The 17,824-nt window shown below is 65.8% G+C and carries 15 protein-coding genes; 6 read left to right on the top strand and 9 right to left on the bottom strand.

What is annotated here, in order from left to right; translation table 11 throughout:
- Positions 1 to 2: 2 nt before the first annotated feature.
- From JQ591_RS06065 to JQ591_RS06040, 6 genes are all read left to right on the top strand, one after another.
- Positions 3 to 320, top strand: a complete 318-nt coding sequence (locus JQ591_RS06065; protein WP_211395113.1) for a PilZ domain-containing protein — start codon at positions 3 to 5, stop codon at positions 318 to 320.
- A gap of 124 nt (positions 321 to 444) precedes the next feature.
- Positions 445 to 1,167 (top strand): nucleotidyltransferase family protein, encoded by a 723-nt coding sequence (locus tag JQ591_RS06060; RefSeq protein ID WP_211395112.1) that lies wholly within the window; start codon positions 445 to 447, stop codon positions 1,165 to 1,167.
- Positions 1,168 to 1,416: 249 nt separating this feature from the next.
- Positions 1,417 to 4,563 carry a double-strand break repair protein AddB gene (addB, locus tag JQ591_RS06055; RefSeq protein ID WP_211395111.1) on the top strand — a complete coding sequence of 1,049 codons (3,147 nt, stop codon included), beginning with the start codon at positions 1,417 to 1,419 and terminating at the stop codon, positions 4,561 to 4,563.
- On the top strand, positions 4,557 to 8,066 hold the full coding sequence (gene addA / locus JQ591_RS06050) for a double-strand break repair helicase AddA (protein WP_211395110.1): 3,510 nt from the start codon (positions 4,557 to 4,559) through the stop codon (positions 8,064 to 8,066). The genes addB and addA overlap by 7 nt, the downstream gene beginning before the upstream one ends.
- Before the next feature lie 62 nt (positions 8,067 to 8,128).
- A complete protein-coding gene (gene trxA / locus JQ591_RS06045) occupies positions 8,129 to 8,449 on the top strand; it encodes a thioredoxin (RefSeq protein WP_106944039.1) in 321 nt (106 codons plus the stop codon).
- A gap of 142 nt (positions 8,450 to 8,591) precedes the next feature.
- Positions 8,592 to 9,605 carry an ATP-dependent DNA ligase gene (locus tag JQ591_RS06040; RefSeq protein WP_211395594.1) on the top strand — a complete coding sequence of 338 codons (1,014 nt, stop codon included), beginning with the start codon at positions 8,592 to 8,594 and terminating at the stop codon, positions 9,603 to 9,605.
- A 17-nt stretch (positions 9,606 to 9,622) separates the two neighbouring features.
- On the opposite strand, the gene JQ591_RS06035 is transcribed toward JQ591_RS06040, so the two are convergent.
- From JQ591_RS06035 to sppA, 9 genes are all read right to left on the bottom strand, one after another.
- Positions 9,623 to 10,363: a metallophosphoesterase family protein gene (locus JQ591_RS06035; protein WP_211395109.1), complete on the bottom strand. Its 741-nt coding sequence runs from the start codon at positions 10,361 to 10,363 to the stop codon at positions 9,623 to 9,625.
- Between the two features lie 142 nt (positions 10,364 to 10,505).
- Entirely contained in the window at positions 10,506 to 11,849 is a 1,344-nt protein-coding gene (locus JQ591_RS06030) for a bifunctional folylpolyglutamate synthase/dihydrofolate synthase (RefSeq protein ID WP_211395108.1), read from the bottom strand.
- On the bottom strand, positions 11,846 to 12,787 hold the full coding sequence (accD, locus tag JQ591_RS06025; protein ID WP_211395107.1) for an acetyl-CoA carboxylase, carboxyltransferase subunit beta: 942 nt from the start codon (positions 12,785 to 12,787) through the stop codon (positions 11,846 to 11,848). Before accD ends, JQ591_RS06030 begins: the two co-directional genes overlap by 4 nt.
- Positions 12,788 to 12,910: 123 nt before the next feature.
- Positions 12,911 to 13,747, bottom strand: a complete 837-nt coding sequence (gene trpA / locus JQ591_RS06020) for a tryptophan synthase subunit alpha (protein WP_211395106.1) — start codon at positions 13,745 to 13,747, stop codon at positions 12,911 to 12,913.
- Positions 13,744 to 14,961 carry a tryptophan synthase subunit beta gene (gene trpB, locus JQ591_RS06015; RefSeq protein WP_211395105.1) on the bottom strand — a complete coding sequence of 406 codons (1,218 nt, stop codon included), beginning with the start codon at positions 14,959 to 14,961 and terminating at the stop codon, positions 13,744 to 13,746. The genes trpA and trpB overlap by 4 nt, the downstream gene beginning before the upstream one ends.
- On the bottom strand, positions 14,958 to 15,629 hold the full coding sequence (locus JQ591_RS06010) for a phosphoribosylanthranilate isomerase (protein ID WP_211395104.1): 672 nt from the start codon (positions 15,627 to 15,629) through the stop codon (positions 14,958 to 14,960). Before JQ591_RS06010 ends, trpB begins: the two co-directional genes overlap by 4 nt.
- Positions 15,630 to 15,725: 96 nt before the next feature.
- Entirely contained in the window at positions 15,726 to 16,118 is a 393-nt protein-coding gene (locus JQ591_RS06005) for a lipopolysaccharide assembly protein LapA domain-containing protein (RefSeq protein ID WP_211395103.1), read from the bottom strand.
- Positions 16,119 to 16,189: 71 nt separating this feature from the next.
- Positions 16,190 to 16,495: an integration host factor subunit beta gene (locus JQ591_RS06000; protein WP_007598410.1), complete on the bottom strand. Its 306-nt coding sequence runs from the start codon at positions 16,493 to 16,495 to the stop codon at positions 16,190 to 16,192.
- Positions 16,496 to 16,667: 172 nt separating this feature from the next.
- Positions 16,668 to 17,648 (bottom strand): signal peptide peptidase SppA, encoded by a 981-nt coding sequence (gene sppA / locus JQ591_RS05995; protein WP_211395102.1) that lies wholly within the window; start codon positions 17,646 to 17,648, stop codon positions 16,668 to 16,670.
- Positions 17,649 to 17,824 lie beyond the last annotated feature (176 nt).

The following is a 17,824-nucleotide window of genomic DNA, read 5'->3' as shown; positions in this document are numbered from 1 at the left end:
AGATGGCGGTGAAGACGGACCAGCGCGGCAACAGCCGGGTTGTTTTCGAGCGCGGGATCGCGGCCCAGATGATGGGTATCGACGGCACATGGCGGCGCGACTGCACCATGGAGGACGTCTCCGAGAGCGGCGCCAAGCTGACCATCGACGGCTCGATGGAAGGCCTGCATCTGAAGGAGTTTTTTCTGCTGCTGTCGTCCACTGGACTTGCGTACCGGCGCTGCGAGCTCGCCTGGGTCAATGGCGACCAGATCGGCGTCAACTTTCTCAAGCTCGGCGACAAGAAGAAAAAGGCGCGTTCCACAGCCATCCGGGCGTAACGGCAACACCCGTCGTACAAGCGTCACGGCAGGTGGTTAAGGCGGTTAAGACGCGGTGCGGCCAGTCGAACCTCGTGTTAGGATTGCTGCGAACGCGAAATCAGTAGGTCTGAGAAAGCGAAGGATGTCCGTCAAACCGACCAAAGCCATGGTGCTCGCCGCAGGGTTCGGCCTGCGCATGCGTCCGTTGACGGACAAGATGCCGAAACCGATGGTTCCGGTGGCCGGCCAGCCGCTGCTCGACCACGTGCTCGACAAGCTCGGCCAGGCCGGCGTGAGCGAGGCGGTGGTCAACGTGCATTATCTGCCGGACCAGATCATCGATCACACCGCATCCCGCCAGCATCCGCGCGTGACCATCTCGGACGAGCGCGATCAGGTGCTCGGCACCGGCGGCGGCGTGGTCAAGGCACTGCCGCTGCTCGGGGACGCACCGTTCTTTCACGTCAATTCCGACACGCTGTGGATCGACGGCGTGCGCTCGAACCTGACGCGGCTCGCCGAAAACTTCGATCCCGCGCGGATGGACATTTTGCTGCTGATGGCGCCGACGGCGACCAGCATCGGTTATAGCGGCCGCGGCGATTACGGCATGTTGGCCGACGGCGCCCTGCGCAAGCGCAAGGAAAAAGAGGTCGTCCCGTTCGTCTATGCCGGCGCTGCGATCCTGTCGCCCGCGATCTTCGCCGATGCGCCGCAGGGCGAGTTCTCGCTGACAAAAATGTTCGACCGCGCCAACGAGCAGGAGCGGCTGTTCGGCCTCCGCCTCGACGGCGTCTGGATGCATGTCGGCACGCCTGATGCCGTGCACGCGGCGGAAGAGGCGTTTCTGGAGAGCGTGGCTTAGGGCAGCGCTGTTCGTGTCCCGGACGCTGCGCAGCGCGCAGCGGTGCGCTGCAGAGCCGGGACCCACACGTCCACAGCCGTGATGACGCGGCATGGGCCCCGGCTCAGCAACGCGTCATTTCATGCCGCGTTGCGTCCGGGGCACGAGACCCGCGAGTCCGGCGAACAGCGGGGACTATTCCCCCTCGCCCCGTATCCATTTGAGTCCGCCTCCCTATATTGGCGCCTGATCCTTCGAATCAGGCAGCTCATGCGCGTTTTCAGCGTTCCAGTCTCAGTTCCGTTCCTGCGCACCGTCGTCTCAAGCCTGCTCGACGGCCGGCTGGTCGACGGTTTTGAGGCGCGCAAGGAGCCGGCACGGCTGGCGGATGTCACGCTGTACCTGCCGACACGGCGCGCCATGCGCGTCGTCCGCGAGATCTTCCTCGACGAGATGAAGGCGGATGCTGTCGTGCTGCCGCGCATTGTCGCGCTCGGCGACATCGACGAGGATGAGCTCGCTTTCGCCGATGAAGGCGAGCAATTTTCGAGCGCAACGCCGCTCGACATTCCGCCGAGGCTCGGCGAGCTCGAACGGCGGCTGACACTGGCGCAGCTCGTCGCGGCCTGGGCCAAGGGCCCGGTGCTGTCTCCGCTGGTCGTCGGCGGCCCCGCCTCGACGCTGGCGCTGGCTTCCGATCTCGCGCGCCTGATCGACGACATGGTCACGCGCGGCGTCGACTGGAGCGCGCTCGATGGCCTCGTGCCTGATATGCTCGACCGGTACTGGCAGCATTCGCTCGAATTCCTGCGCATCGCGCGCATCGCCTGGCCCGGCCATCTCGCCGAAATCAAACGCATCGAGCCAGCTGCCCGCCGCGACCTCCTGATCGACGCCGAAGCCAAGCGGCTGACCGCGCATCGCCATGGCCCCGTGATCGCGGCCGGTTCGACCGGCTCGATGCCGGCCACGGCAAGATTTCTCCACGCGGTCGCCTCGCTGCCGCATGGCGCCGTGGTGCTGCCCGGCCTCGACACAGATCTCGACGACGATGCCTGGCGCAGCATCGGCGGCGTACGCGACTCGCTCGGCAAGTTCGCGGAGCATCCGGTCTCGAACCATCCGCAATATGCCATGCACGCGCTGCTGGATCGTTTTGGTATCAAGCGCAGCGACGTCGACATTCTCCAGCCCCCGGCGGAAGGCGGTCGCGATCTCCTGGCGTCGGAATCGATGCGGCCGTCGGCCAAGACCGAGATCTGGCACGACCGGCTGAAGCAGCCGGATGTGGCCGCGAAGATCACGGGCGGCATGAAGAACCTCGCGGTGGTCGAAGCTCCCAATCCCGAGATGGAAGCGCTCGCGATCGCGATCGCGATGCGCGAGGCGCGACATCTCGACAAATCCGCGGCGCTTGTCACGCCCGACCGCGCCCTGGCGCGGCGGGTGATGGCCGCGCTGACCCGGTGGGATCTCGCATTCGACGATTCCGGCGGCGACGTCTTGATGGAAACGTCCGCCGGCGTCTTTGCGCGACTGACAGCGGAGGCTGCGACCAGAGGATTGGAGCCGCCGACACTGCTGGCGATGCTGAAGCATCCGCTGTGCCGGCTCGGGCGGGTGCCTAGCGCGTGGAAGGCGGCGATCGAAGGCCTGGAGCTCGCCCTGTTGCGCGGCACGCGCCCGCCCGCGGGCACCGCCGGCCTGCTGCGCGAATTCAATCGCTTTCGCGAGGAACTGGCAAAGCTGTGGCGCAGCGAGGTCTCCGCGCTGCATAAGGCCGAGCCGCGCGCACGTCTCAAAGCGGAAGACCTCGATCGCATTCAGGCGCTGATCGATGGCTTACGACAAGCCTTGGCGCCGATCGAGAGTCTTGCGTCATCAAAACCGTATGACTTCGCCGAACTCGCGCATCGGCATCGCGAGATCATGATCGAGCTGTCGCGCGACGAGCATGGCGTCCCGCTGGCGTTCGAGGAGCGCGAAGGCCTCGCGCTCGCGAGCGCCTTCGACGATCTCCTGCGCGGCGGCACGACCAGCGGACTGATGGTAACGCTGCCCGACTACGCAGACGTCTTCCAGACCGCGTTCAGCGATCGTGCGGTGCGGCGGCGGGACAGGCCGGGCGCGCGGCTCCAGATCTACGGCCCGCTGGAATCGCGCCTGATGCAGGCCGACCGCATCATCGTCGGCGGGCTAATCGAGGGGGTCTGGCCACCGGCACCGCGCATCGATCCGTGGCTGAGCCGGCCGATGCGGCACGAGCTCGGCCTCGATCTGCCGGAACGCCGTATCGGCCTCTCCGCGCATGATTTTGCGCAACTGCTCGGTGGCGACGAGGTCATCCTCACCCACTCCGCCAAGGCTGGCGGCGCGCCGGCGGTAGCCTCGCGCTTCCTGCACCGGTTAGAGGCGGTCGCTGGCGATGCGCACTGGAAGGCCGCCATTCGCGCGGGCGAGAAATACGTGCAGTTCGCAGCCGCGCTGGACCAGCCCGACCAGGTCAGACCGATCAAGCAGCCCGAGCCGCGCCCGCCACGCGCGACCCGGCCGCTCAGGATGTCTGTGACCGCGATCGAGGACTGGCTGCGCGATCCCTATACGATCTATGCAAAACACATTTTGCGGCTCGACGCGCTCGATCCCGTCGACATGCCGCTCTCGGCCGCCGACCGTGGCTCGGCGATCCACGATGCGCTCGGCGAATTCACCGAACGCTACGCAACGCGTCTGCCTGACGATCCCGCCCGCGTGCTGCGTGCGATCGGCGAAAAGTATTTTGAGCCGCTGATGGAGCGGCCCGAGGCGCGCGCGCTGTGGTGGCCGCGCTTCCAGCGCATCGCGCGCTGGTTTGGCGAATGGGAGACGGCGCGGCGCGGCGTGATCGAGGCGATCACCGCGGAAACCCGCGGCGAGATCTCGATCCCGCTCGACCATGGGCGCAGCTTCCGTCTCTCCGCTCGCGCCGACCGCATCGAACGGCGGCAGGGCGGCGGCTACGCCATCCTCGACTACAAGACCGGCCAGCCGCCGACCGGCAAGCAGGTCCGCATGGGCCTGTCGCCGCAGCTCACGCTGGAAGCCGCGATCCTGCGCGAGGGCGGTTTTCCCGACATCGACGCCGGCGCGTCCGTGAGCCAGCTCGTCTATGTTCGCCTGAGCGGCAACAATCCGCCGGGCGAAGAACGCATCCTCGAACTCAAGTTCAAGCAAGGCGACGAGCCGCAGCCGCCTGACACTGCCGCCGCAGAGGCAAGAGCCAAGCTCGAGGCGCTGATTCGCGCCTTCGATGACGAGAACCAGCCCTATACCTCCTTGAACCTGCCGATGTGGACGAACCGCTACGGCACTTATGACGATCTGGCCCGGATCAAGGAATGGTCCGCGGCCGGCGGGCTGGGGATCGAAGAATGGTGAAAGCGCTACGCCCCATCCCGGATGCCGTGCGCGACACACAGAGGCGCGCGTCGGACCCGACTGCGTCAGCCTTCGTGTCGGCCAACGCCGGCTCGGGCAAGACGCACGTGCTGGTGCAGCGCGTGATCCGCCTGCTGCTCGCGGGCGTGCCGCCCGAAAAGATCCTCTGCATCACCTTCACCAAGGCAGCCGCCGCCAACATGGCCGAGCGTGTATTCACCACGCTCGGGCATTGGGTGACGCTGGACGACACCGCACTTGATGCAGCGATCCGCGACGTCGGCATTCCCCATCCGGACCGAAAACTGCGGCGCGAAGCGCGAAAGCTGTTCGCCTGCGCGCTGGAGACGCCGGGCGGGCTGAAGGTGCAGACCATCCACGCGCTGTGCACCCGCCTGCTCCAGCAGTTTCCGTTCGAGGCCAACGTGCCGGCGCGCTTCGCCGTCATCGACGAGCGCGACCAGACCGACATGATGGAACGCGCCAATCTGAAGGTGCTGCTGGAGGCCGCGCGCGACCCTGACAGCGTGACCGGCCGCGCGCTGCTGACCGCGATGGCGAGCGCCGCCGATGTCACCTTCAAGGAAGTGGTGCGCGAGGCTTGTCTGAGCCGCGATCATTTCATGGCCTGGACCGATGAAGCCGGCAGCGCGGAGCTGGCTGCCGCGCAGATGGCAGCCGCGCTAGGCGTGGACGCGAGCGATCGTATCGAGGACGTCGAGACGGAGATTGTCGACGGTCCGTTCCTGCCGCGATCGCGCTGGGATGACATCGCCTTTGCGCTGGAGGACGGCAGCAAGTCCGACAACGACCAGGCCAGCCGGTTTCGCGAGGCAAAGGTCTTTTCCGGCAGCGCGCAGGTCGATGCCTATCTCAGCGTCTTCCTCACCGACGAAAAGCTGCCGCGGAAGACGGTGCTGACCAAGAAATTTTGCGATCACAACCCGTCCGTCGCCCGCCTGTTCGAGAACGAGGCCCAGCGCGTCGGCGGATTGGTCGAGGCACGCCGTGCGGTGACCATGCGCGACCGCACCGCGGCCCTGCTGCATATCGCGACCGCGGCTGCCGCAAACTACCGTCGCGAGAAGCAGGAGCGCGGGCTGCTCGACTATGACGACCTCATCGACAAGACGCTGGCGATGCTGGACCGCGTTTCCTCGGGCTGGGTGCATTACAAGCTCGACCGCGGCGTCGATCACGTGCTGATCGACGAAGCCCAGGACACCAGTCCGCGGCAATGGGACATCGTCGCGCATATCATCTCGGAGTTCACCGCCGGCGCAGGCGCGCGCGAGGGCCTGAACCGCACCGTCTTCGCTGTCGGCGACGAGAAGCAATCGATTTTCTCCTTTCAGGGTGCTCAGCCCCGCGAATTCGACGCACGCCGGCGCGAACTGCACCGCAAGTTCACGGCGGCCGGGCTGAAATTCGATCCGGTCGCCTTCACCTATTCGTTCCGCTCCGGCGCCGCGATCCTGCATTCGGTCGACCACGTCTTCCGCGAGCCCGCGATCTACAAGAGCATCCATTCGGTCGAGACCGGTCATCCCCTGCACAATGCACTCGGCGATGCAGGCCCCAGCGTCATCGAGCTGTGGGACCTTGCGGAAGCCGACGACAGGCAGGAGATCGAGGGCTGGCGCGCGCCGTTCGACGGCGTCGCCGCCACCAGCCCCGAGGTCAAGCTCGCGCGCCGGATCCAGACCGAGATCAAGCGGCTGGTCGAGAGCGGCACGCTGACGGGGCACGAGGGCGAGCGGCGTCCCCTGCGCTATGGCGACATGCTGATCCTGGTGCGCCGGCGCGGCAACGCGTTCGACGCCGTGATCCAGGCGCTGAAGCACGCCAACGTTCCGGTCGCCGGCGCCGACCGGCTGAAGCTCACCGAGCACATCGGAATCATCGACCTGATGAACCTCGCCGATGCGCTGCTGCTGCCGCAGGACGATCTCGCACTCGCGGTGGCGCTGAAGAGCCCTCTGTTCGGGTTCGACGATGACGATCTGTTCCAGCTTGCCTGGGATCGCAAGGGATCGCTGCGCCGCGCGCTTGGCGAGCATGCCCCGACAAGCGAGAAATTTACTGCGGCGTTGCGACGCCTCGAAGCCTGCGAAACACGAGCCCGCGAGGAAACGCCGTTCGCCTTTTACGCCTGGCTGCTCGGGGGCGACGGCGGACGCGCGCGCATGCTGCGCCGGCTCGGTCATGAGGCCAATGACGCGCTCGATGAGTTCCTGGAGCTGGCGCTGAATTACGAGCGCAAGGCGCCGGCCTCGCTGCAGGGTTTCATGGCCTGGCTGCGCTCGGCCGATACCGAGGTGAAGCGCGACATGGAGATCTCGCGCGACGAGGTGCGGGTGATGACCGTGCACGGCGCCAAGGGCCTGGAGGCCTCGGTCGTGTTCATGGTCGACACCACATCGTCGCCTGCGGACTCGCAGCGGCTGCGGCTGATCCACGTCCCGCGCGGCAATGGCGGCGAGGTGGTGGTCTGGGCCGGGCGCAAGGCGGATGATCCCAAACCCGTCGTCGAGGCGCGCAAGGCGATGCTCGAGGAGACCGAGGACGAATATCGCCGCCTGCTCTACGTCGCGATGACGCGCGCCGCCGATCGGCTCATCGTCGGCGGCTGCATGCCCGGCAACATGAAGACGGTCCGCAAGCTGAGCTGGTACGATCTGGTCGACACCGGGCTCGCCGGCTCGAGCCTGGCGAAAGAGACAATCGAGACGCCGCTGGGAAAGGTGACGCGCTTCTCCCGACCGGAGGATGTCGTGGCGCTAGGCTCGCCCGCGCCCTCGTTGGATCAGGCGACCGCGCTTCCGGACTGGCTGCGGACGCCGGCACCGCGCGAGACCATCGACGACGATCCGGTGCGTCCCTCCGGCCAGTCGTCCGACGAAGGCCGCTCGGTGCTGTCGGGCGAATCAGTGCAGTCCCGCGCGCTCGCGCTGCAACGCGGCACGCTGGTGCACCGGCTGCTGCAATCGCTCCCCGACATCGCCACTGAGCGCCGGCGCGAGGCCGCGCTCGGCTTCATGGCGCGCAACGCCGCGGACTGGGCGGAGGCCGACCGTGTTGCGCTGGCCGACAAGGCGCTCGCCTTGATCGCCGAGCCACGGTTTGCGCCGGTCTTCGCCGCCGGCAGCCGGGCGGAGGTCGCGATCGTCGGCAGGCTGGAGCGGCCGGGCCGCACCCCGGCGCTGGTATCCGGCCAGATCGACCGGCTGGTCGTTCGCCCGGATGAGGTCCTGATCGTCGATTTCAAGACCAATCAGGCCGCTCCCAAAAGCGCCACCGCGGCGCCCGTCGCTTATGTCCGGCAGCTTGCGCTGTACCGGGCGGTGCTATCGAGGCTTTATCCCCAACGGCCGGTCCGCGCCGTCCTGCTCTGGACCGAGGCCCTTGAATATATGGAGATTTCGGCTCCCGCGCTGGACGCGGCGCTGGCATCCCTTCATGTCGGCGTGAGCGTCCTTGACCCGGCAAGGAGCCATTCATAGGTTGACGCCATGATCTTGGCGCGATTCCCGTCGCGCCCTTCTCTCAGGTACGAGGTACTCCCATGGCCGTTGGTAAGGTTTCTGACACCGATTTCGAAGCCGAAGTGCTCAAGGCAACCGGCCCTGTGGTCGTTGATTTCTGGGCCGAATGGTGCGGCCCCTGCCGCATGATCGCACCCGCGCTCGACGAGATCGCCGGCGCGATGGGCGACAAGGTCAAGATCGTGAAGCTCAACGTCGACGAGAGCCCGAAGACTGCGTCCAAGTACGGCGTGATGTCGATCCCGACCCTGATGATCTTCAAGGGCGGCGAGATGGCCTCCCGTCAGGTCGGCGCGGCGCCGAAGGCGAAGCTGCAGCAGTGGATCACGTCCGCGGTCTGATCCCGGCTCGCACAAGATTATTTTTGAAACGGCCGGCGAAAGCCGGCCGTTTTGCGTTGACGGGACATGTCCAGCGTAAGACGAGTCCCCGCCCATGCCTCCCCCTGCAAGACGCGCGCGAAAATCGACATCTCTCGTGGCCATGGAGGCGCGCTCGGTCGACACGATCCCGCGCGGCAAGGAGTGGCAGTACGAGCCGAAATGGGACGGCTTCCGCTGCCTGCTGTCGCGCAAAGGCGGCAGCGTCGATCTGCGCTCGAAATCCGGCGAGGGCCTCGCGCGTTATTTCCCTGAGATCGTCGCCGCGGCGCTGAAGCTGAAGGCGGATCGCTTCACGCTCGACGGCGAGATCGTCGTGCCGCACGGCAAAGGCTTTTCTTTCGACGCGCTCCTGCAACGCATTCACCCCGCTTCGAGCCGCGTCAACAAGCTCTCTCAGGAAACGCCGGCGCTCTACCTCGCCTTCGATCTGCTTGCGACTGCCCGGGAGAAGCAGCTTGCAAAGGAGCCGCTCGGCAAGCGGCGGCCAGCACTGCAAGCGTTTGCCAAAGCCAATCTGAAAGGCGGCATCTTCCGCCTCTCACCGGCGACGCCGAGCTATGCCGTCGCGAAAAAATGGCTGGCGCAATCCGGCGGCGGCTCGGACGGCGTCATCGCCAAGCGCACCGACCTGCCCTACCAGGCGGGAAATCGCGACGGCATGCAGAAGATCAAGAAATTCCGCAGCGCCGATTGCGTGGTTGGCGGCTTCCGCTATGCCACCAACAGGCTCTCCGGCCGGAGCGTGGTTGGCTCGCTGCTGCTCGGGCTCTACGATGACGAAGGTCTGCTGCACCATGTCGGCTTCACCTCGGCGATCAAGGCGACGGAAAAGCCTGATCTGACCGATCGGCTGGAGGCGCTGGTCGCGAAACCCGGGTTCACCGGCAACGCGCCGGGCGGGCCGAGCCGCTGGTCCACCGCGCGCTCGGCCAAGTGGTGCCCGCTCAGGCCGAAGCTCGTGATCGAGGTCTGCTATGACCATTTCAGCGGCGAGCGCTTTCGCCACGGCACCTCGATCCTGCGCTGGCGCCCCGACAAGGCACCGCGGCAATGCAGCTTCGAGCAGCTGAAGCAGAAGGCGGTGGATCCGATGAAGCTGCTAAAACAGCTGTAGCCGGTAGCCCGCGACAACTATCCAATCCATCCCGTCGCCAGCGCGTTCGCCAGCTCCGGCTGGCCATTACGGCGAGCGAGCGCGGCCATCGCCTCATGATCGTAGGCGACGTGGCGGAACGTGACCTGCCAGACACCATCGGCTAGCTCGAGGATCGCGTAGCGCGCGTGCGGCGTGCCGGCCTCGACGACATGCGGGAACGGATGCTTGTCACGATAGCCGGGGCTGCCGACGCTGCCGGGATTGACGATCAGCCTTCCGTCGCGAAGTCGCACGGCACGGGCGAGATGGGTGTGGGCGCACAGGATCAGCGATTGCGTGATGCCCTGCGCAAATTGTTCGATGCGATCGAGGGGCGACAGCGCCACCGCGCCGTCGGGATGCACGGTATCGAGCCAATAGACTTCGTCGTTGTCGGGCGTCGCGTGGCAGAGGAACACCTGATCGCGAAACACGCGCGTCGTCGGTTGCGCGCGCAGCCAGTCGAGTTGCGCAGCATTGAGTTGCGCATGGGCGGGGCGATCCCACGAGCCCATCTTCTCCGGCGGACGGTCGAGCAGATAGCGGTCGTGATTGCCGAGCACGTGCACGGCATCGAGCTTCATCAGGATTTCGATGGTGCGGCGCGCATCGAGCGGGCCGCTCAGCATGTCGCCGAGATTGACGATGTCAGAGATGCCTTGCGCGCGGATGTCGGCGAGCACAGCTTCCAGCGCGAGATAGTTTCCGTGAACGTCGGCGATCGCGGCAAAACGCATTGGCAGTTCTCACTCTGTCGTGCCCCGGACGCAGCGCAGCGTGAAACGGTGCGCTGCTGAGCCGGGGCCCATGTTGCGGCATTCTGGGTCCCGGCTCTGCGGAGCAGCGTTGCACGCTGCACCGCGTCCGGGACAAGAGAAATCATGCAGGAGGCGTGCCGTTGAGCCCCAGCACATGGCCGGCAAGATAGAGCGAGCCGGTGATCAGGACGCGCGGCGGCACTTCGTAGGCGAGCTTCGCCAAGGCGCGCAGTGCGGCCTCGATGCCGGGCGCGGGCTCGACGCGCATGCCGAGGCTGCGGGCGGCATCCGTGAGGCGGTCGACCGGCATCGCGTTGTCGGTGTCGGGAATCGGCACCGCGATGATGTGACGGGTCAAACCGGCGAAATTGGCGAGAAAACCTTGCGCGTCCTTGTTGGCCATCATGCCCGCGATCACGACCAGCGGTCGCGACACCCGCTCTTCGAGATCGCCGAGCGCGGCCGCCGCGACGCGGCCACCTTCCGCATTATGGCCGCCGTCGAGCCAGATCTCCGATCCCCGCGGGCCCCAGGAGAGCAGCTCTCCAGACGTGATGCGCTGCATCCGTGCCGGCCATTCCGCACCGACGATCCCGGCCTCGAACGCCGCCTGGTTGATCTTGAAGGCGTTGGTGGCCCGCAGCGTCGCGATCGCGAGGCCGGCATTGTCGAACTGGTGGCGGCCGAACAGGCGCGGCGCGGTGAGATCCATCAAGCCGCGCTCATCGGAATAGACCAACCGCCCGTGCTCGACATTGACATGCCAACTCTCGCCCGCGGCAAACAACGGCGCGCGCATGCGCTTGGCCTGCGCCTCGATCACGGCCATCGCCTCGCCCGACTGCTCGGCGCAAACCACGGGCACGCCACGCTTGATGATCGCGGCCTTTTCGCCCGCGATCGACGTCAAGGTGTCGCCCAGGAAATCCATGTGGTCCATGCTAACAGGCGTGATCACGCAGGCTGCCGGCGCGTCGACGACGTTGGTCGAATCAAGCCGGCCGCCGAGGCCGACCTCGAGCAGAACGACATCGGCGGGATTCTGCGCGAACAGGTGAAACGCCGCCGCGGTCTTGAGCTCGAACACGGTGGCCGGCTCGCCGGCATTGACACGCTCGACCTCTTCCAGCGCCGCGCGCAACTCGTCGTCACCGACCAGCACGCCGCCACCGGCGCGGCCGAGCCGGAAACATTCGTTGATGCGAACGAGATAGGGCGATGTGTAAGCGTGGACGCGCAGGTTAGCTGCCTCCAGCGTCGCGCGCAGATAAGCGAGCGTCGAGCCCTTGCCGTTGGTGCCGGCGATGTGGATCACCGGCGGCAGCTTGCGCTCGGGATGACCGAGCCGCTCGAGCAGGCGGTGCATCCGCTCCAGCCCGAGATCGATGCGCTTCTGATGCAGGGCCGACAGCCGTCCGATCAATTCGTCGAGCGACGGCTTTGCACTGTCAGAGGAAGCGTTCACGCGTGCGGCGCGGCCGGCGCCGTCTCGGGAGCCGATACGATCTGCGCCGGGCTCACGACCGGCTGCACCGGTTTCGAGGCGGTCTCGAGCGTCGGCGCCCTGGTCAAGAGGCGGCAGAGCCGCGCCAGGGTCGGGCGCAATTCGTGGCGATGCACGACCATGTCGATCATGCCGTGCTCCTTGAGGTATTCGGCGCGCTGAAACCCCTCGGGAAGTTTTTCGCGAATGGTCTGCTCGATCACGCGCGCGCCGGCAAAACCGATCAGCGCACCGGGCTCGGCGATCTGCACGTCGCCGAGCATCGCATAGGACGCGGTGACGCCGCCGGTGGTCGGGTTGGTCAGCACGACGATGTAGGGCTGTTTTGCTTCACGCAGCATCTGCACCGCGACCGTGGTGCGCGGCATCTGCATCAGCGACAAGATGCCTTCCTGCATGCGCGCGCCGCCTGAGGCGGCGAACACGATGAAGGGTGACTTCTTCTCGACCGCAAGCTCGAGCCCGCGCACGATGGCTTCGCCCGCGGCCATGCCGAGCGAGCCGCCCATGAAGTCGAAATCCTGCACGGCGACGACGACGGCGGCACCTTCGAGCTTGCCGTAGCCGACCTTGATCGCGTCGTTCAGATTGGTCCGCGCGCGGGCATCCTTGATGCGATCGACGTACTTCTTCTCGTCGCGGAACTTGAGCGGATCGGGCGTGACGTCGGGCAGCGCGACGTCGTACCAGGTCTCGTTGTCGAAAATCGACTTCAGGCGCGCCACCGCGTTCATGCGCATGTGGTAGTTCGAGCCGGGGATGACGAACTGGTTGGCCTCGACGTCCTTGTAGAACACGAGCTGTCCGGAATCCGGGCACTTGATCCAAAGATTCTCCGGCGTCTCCCGCCGCAGCATGTTGCGGATCTTCGGCCGGACCACGTTGGTAAGCCAGTTCATGGTTTGCTCCGATGTGCGATCCCGCCCGGGGACCACCTGAAGGGATATATGGCGGCCGGGACCCGGCCCGGCAAGCCGCCGTGTCGTCCGCCTTGCTCGTCGGACTTGGCAGCGGAATTAAGGCTATTCCGCCGCCTGTTGCGCGCCTTTGACGCCCTGGGCCAGTGCCGCCGTCAGCTCAGCGACGGCGTTGACGGTTTTGCCGGTGGCGCGCCCGTCCGCATCGAGGCTGTTCTTGAGGGCATCGACCAGCGCGGTGCCGACCACGGCGCCATTGGCATGGGAGGCAATCGCGCGGGCGTTCTCCGGCGTGCGGATGCCGAAGCCGACGCAGACCGGCAGCTTGGTGTGCCGCTTGATGCGGGTAACCGCCTCGCTCACTGAAGAGGCGTCTGCCGCCGCCGCGCCGGTGATGCCGGTGATGGCGACGTAGTAGACAAAGCCCGAGGTGTTGGCGAGCACGGCCGGCAGTCGCTTGTCGTCGGTGGTCGGCGTCGCCAGACGGATGAAGTTGAGGCCGGCCTTCATCGCGGGCAGGCAGAGCTCGTCGTCCTCTTCCGGCGGCAGGTCGACGATGATGAGGCCGTCGATGCCGGCACTCTTCGCATCCACCAGGAACTTGTCGACGCCATAGATGTAGATCGGATTGTAGTAGCCCATCAGCACGATCGGCGTGGCGTTGTCGTCCTTGCGGAAGCCGCGCACGAGATCGAGCGTCTTCTTCAGCGTCATGCCGGCCTTGAGCGCGCGCAGGCCTGCCGCCTGGATCGACGGACCGTCGGCCATCGGATCGGTGAAAGGCATGCCGATCTCGATCACGTCGGCGCCAGATTTCGGCAGCGCCTTGATGATCTCGAGCGAGGTCGCCGGATCGGGATCGCCGGCCATCAGGAAGGTGACGAAGGCCGAGCGGCCGGCTTTCTTCAGCTCGGCGAAACGAGTGTCGATACGCGTGGTCACTTGCTCTTGCCCCTCAGGATGTCGCCGACCTGCGGGACGTCCTTGTCGCCGCGGCCGGAGAGGTTGACGACCATCAGGTGATCTTTTGTCCGCTTCGGCGCCAGCTCCATCACCTTGGCGATGGCATGTGCCGGCTCGAGCGCGGGGATGATGCCTTCCAGCTTTGACAGCAACTGGAACGCTGCGAGCGCCTCGTCGTCGGTCGCGGAGAGATAGTTCACGCGGCCGATCTCGTGCAGCCAGGAGTGCTCGGGGCCGATGCCGGGATAGTCGAGGCCGGCGGAAATCGAATGCGCGTCCTGGATCTGGCCGTCGGCGTCCATCAGGAGATAGGTGCGATTGCCGTGCAGCACGCCGGGACGGCCGCCCGCGATCGATGCCGCATGCAATTGCGTCAGCCCGTGGCCCGCAGCTTCGACACCGAAGATTTCGACGGTGGAATCGTCGAGGAACGGATGAAACAGGCCCATCGCGTTGGAGCCGCCGCCGATGCAGGCGACGAGCGAATCCGGCAGGCGGCCTTCGATCTCCTGCATCTGCACCTTGGTCTCGTTGCCGATGATCGACTGGAAGTCGCGCACCAGCATCGGATAGGGATGCGGACCCGCGACCGTGCCGATGCAGTAGAAGGTGTTGTGCACGTTGGTGACCCAGTCGCGCAGCGCCTCGTTCATGGCGTCCTTCAGCGTGCGCGTACCCGACTGCACCGGGACCACCTTTGCGCCCAGCATTTCCATGCGGATGACGTTGGGCTGCTGCCGCTCGACGTCGACGGCGCCCATATAGACGACGCAGTCGAGACCGAAGCGCGCGCACAGCGTCGCGGTGGCGACACCGTGCTGGCCGGCGCCGGTCTCGGCGATGATGCGCTTCTTGCCCATGCGCCGCGCCAGCATGATCTGGCCGAGCACGTTGTTCACCTTGTGCGAGCCGGTGTGGTTGAGCTCTTCACGCTTGAGATAGATTTTTGCGCCGCCGAGATGCTCGGTCAGACGCTCGGCGAAATAGAGCGGCGAGGGCCGGCCGACATAATTCTTGAGATAGCCGTTCATCTCGACCTGGAAGGTCGGATCGGCCTTGGCCTCGGTGTAGGCTTTCTCCAGATCGAGGATCAGCGGCATCAGGGTTTCGGCAACGAAGCGTCCGCCGAAAATGCCGAAATGGCCGCGCTCGTCGGGGCCGCTGCGATAGGAATTGGGCTTGGCGGTGGTCATCGAACACTCAACTCTTGGCTGGACTCTTGGCTGGCGCGCGCGGCGCGAATGAAGGCCTTGATCATCTCGGGGTCCTTCACGCCCGGGGCGTTCTCGACACCGGAGGAGACGTCGACACCACCGGCGCGGGTCACGCGAACGGCTTCGGCGACGTTCCCTGCATGCAGCCCGCCCGAAACCATATACGGCAGCGCGAGCTCAAGGTTTTCGAGCAGGTGCCAATCGAACGGTGCACCCAAGCCGCCGGGCCGGGTCGCGTCTTTCGGCGCGCGTGCGTCGAACAGGATGCGATCGGCGACAGCGGCGTAACCGGCCAGCACGGCGAGATCGGCCGACGTTGCGACCGGCACGACCTTCATCACCGGGCGACCGAACCGCTGCTTGATGTCGCGCAGCCGCGCCACGCTCTCCTTGCCATGAAGCTGGAAAATGTCCGGCGACAGCGCGTCCATGATGTTGTCGAGCGTGGCATCGTCGGCATCGACGGTGAGCGCGACCTTGAGCGCGCGCCGCTTCACCTGCCGGCCGAGCTCCCGGCCGGCTTCCAGCGACAAATGCCGCGGCGACGGCGGGAAGAACACGAACCCCACCATGTCGGCACCCGCGTCGAGCGCCGTTTCGAGCGTCTCGGGCGTGGACAGGCCGCAGATTTTGACGAGCAGGGACATGTTCTCCAAGGACATGGGTTCAAAGCATATGGGTTCAAAGCAAATCGAGGCCGCGGGTCCGCGGCCGGAAAACAGGGCCTTTGGTTGCGGCCGCTTCTACAACGTCGCGCGCTGCTTGTCTCGCCCGACGGGCCCGTAAAGGCCTACCCCGGAGGGAACGGGAAGGCGCCGGGACTCGGGCTTTGCTGCGACCATTTGGGCCCGCAGATCGGCCAGTTCGCCTCGCGCGGCCCGGGCATCCGCGTCATGCCGGCGCGCCGCACGCCGCCAGTGGCGCTGGCCGAACCAGACGGCACAACCGCCCGCGAGGACCCCAAGCGCAGCCACCACGATCAGGAGCAGGAACAGCGGCAGCGTGACCGAGAAGGACGGGTCGTTGGAAACGAAGGGATCGAACGAGACCGTGACGAAATGCCGGTTGGCGACGGCAAAGACCATCAGGATCAGGCCCAGCGGAATCACGATCAGCGCGGTCAGGAATTTTCGCATCTCGGCTCGCTCGCCTTGAATCAAGCTTGCGGCCGCATCTCTCGCGACCGCGGGAAACCCTGAGGTCGGCCTCAGTCCGGCGCGCCTGGATCCGGGTGGTCGCGATTCAGCCGTTCGCGCATTTCCTTGCCGGTCTTGAAGAACGGAACGCTCTTCTGGTCGACGGGCACATGAGCGCCGGTGCGCGGATTGCGCCCTGCACGCGCAGGGCGATGCTTGACCGAGAAGGCACCGAAGCCGCGCAACTCGACGCGATCACCGCGCGCGAGAGCCGCTACGATCTCTTCGAGAATCGCATTCACAATGTTCTCGACATCCCGCTGGTACAGATGCGGGTTGTGCTCGGCGATACGCTGAACAAGTTCGGATTTGATCATCGAGAGATAGGACCCGGGAGCGTGCGGATGACCATTTCCGTGAAAATACCGTGATCTGTCAAGACGCTAAATGAAGGTTGAGCGTCGTGAAAATGCGTGACAAATGCCGAAAAAGCGGGCTGGCCCGGCACGCGTCGAACGGGAAAAACCTCAACGGCTCGCCCGGCCCCGGTCAGTTCGACGCCGCCGGCTGCCACAAGGCCAACATTCCATCCATTCCGAGCCGATCGACCGCCTGTACGACGCCGGTTTGCCCGATTTGATGCGCAATCGCGCCCAAACCCAGCGCTTCCAGCGTTACTGCGGCCGCTGTCTTGAGAAACGGCAGATCACTAAAGCGCGGCTGCAGCTTGTAATCGCGCACGGAGAGGCCCTTCTTGACGCCCTTCTGCTCGACCAGCCAGGTCACGGCGGTCTTCTCGTCGCCGATCTGGTCGATCAGCTTGAGATCGATCGCCTGGCGTCCGGTGAAGACACGGCCATCGACCACTTTCTCGAGCTGCGTGTCATCCATGCCACGCCGTTCCTTCACCAATCCCTTGAACCAGGCGTAGGAATCCTTCACCAGCGCATCGAGCGCGGCCCGCGCCTCGGGGCTGGTCGGCTCAAAACCGTTGGGCGCGGCCTTCAGCGGCGTGGACTTCACCTCTTCGACCTTGACGCCGACGGTCTTCAACAGCTCCGAGACGTTCGGAAACTGGAACAGCACGCCGATCGAGCCGACCAGCGAGCTCTGCTGGGCGATGATGTGATCGCTGGCGATCGCGGTGATGTAGCCGCCGGAGGCGGCGAGGCCTTCGACGACGACGACGAGCGGCTTCTTGGCTTTGAGCCGTACAAGCGAATCATAGAGTTGCTCGGAGCCGGCGGTGGTGCCGCCCGGCGAGTTGATGTGGACGATGACGGCGGCAGCCTGCGAATTCTCCAGCCGCTCCAGCGCCTGCGTGCGATCGGAATCGCTGCGGATCAGGCCCTCGATCTGGACCCGCGCGATCGAGCCGGCGGACGCGAACGTGCCGCGCGCACCCGGTGTCGCGATCAGCGCGAAGCCTGCGATTGCCGCGATCGCGATCAGCGCGGCCACCACGCGCCAGAACGTCAGCTTGCGGCGGATCCTGCGGCGATCGACGATGATGTCCGAATCGAGCGACATCGGGATATCTCCAAATGAAAGGCCAAGCGGGTTGTGCCGTCACAGCGTGACCATCAGCTTATCTGGATACATCAATTGCGGGGCAATTTGAAGAAAACAAGGCCTGGCCCGACGAAGACCGCGTAGCCCGGGCTACAGGCACAACAAAAAAGCCCCGGCTCGCGCCGGGGCTTTGA

Origin of the sequence: Bradyrhizobium canariense, assembly GCF_018130465.1 — a bacterium.
Lineage (GTDB): Bacteria > Pseudomonadota > Alphaproteobacteria > Rhizobiales > Xanthobacteraceae > Bradyrhizobium > Bradyrhizobium canariense_C.
The sequence above is the reverse complement of the archived record's forward strand: the minus strand, read 5'-3'. Positions and strand labels throughout refer to the sequence as shown.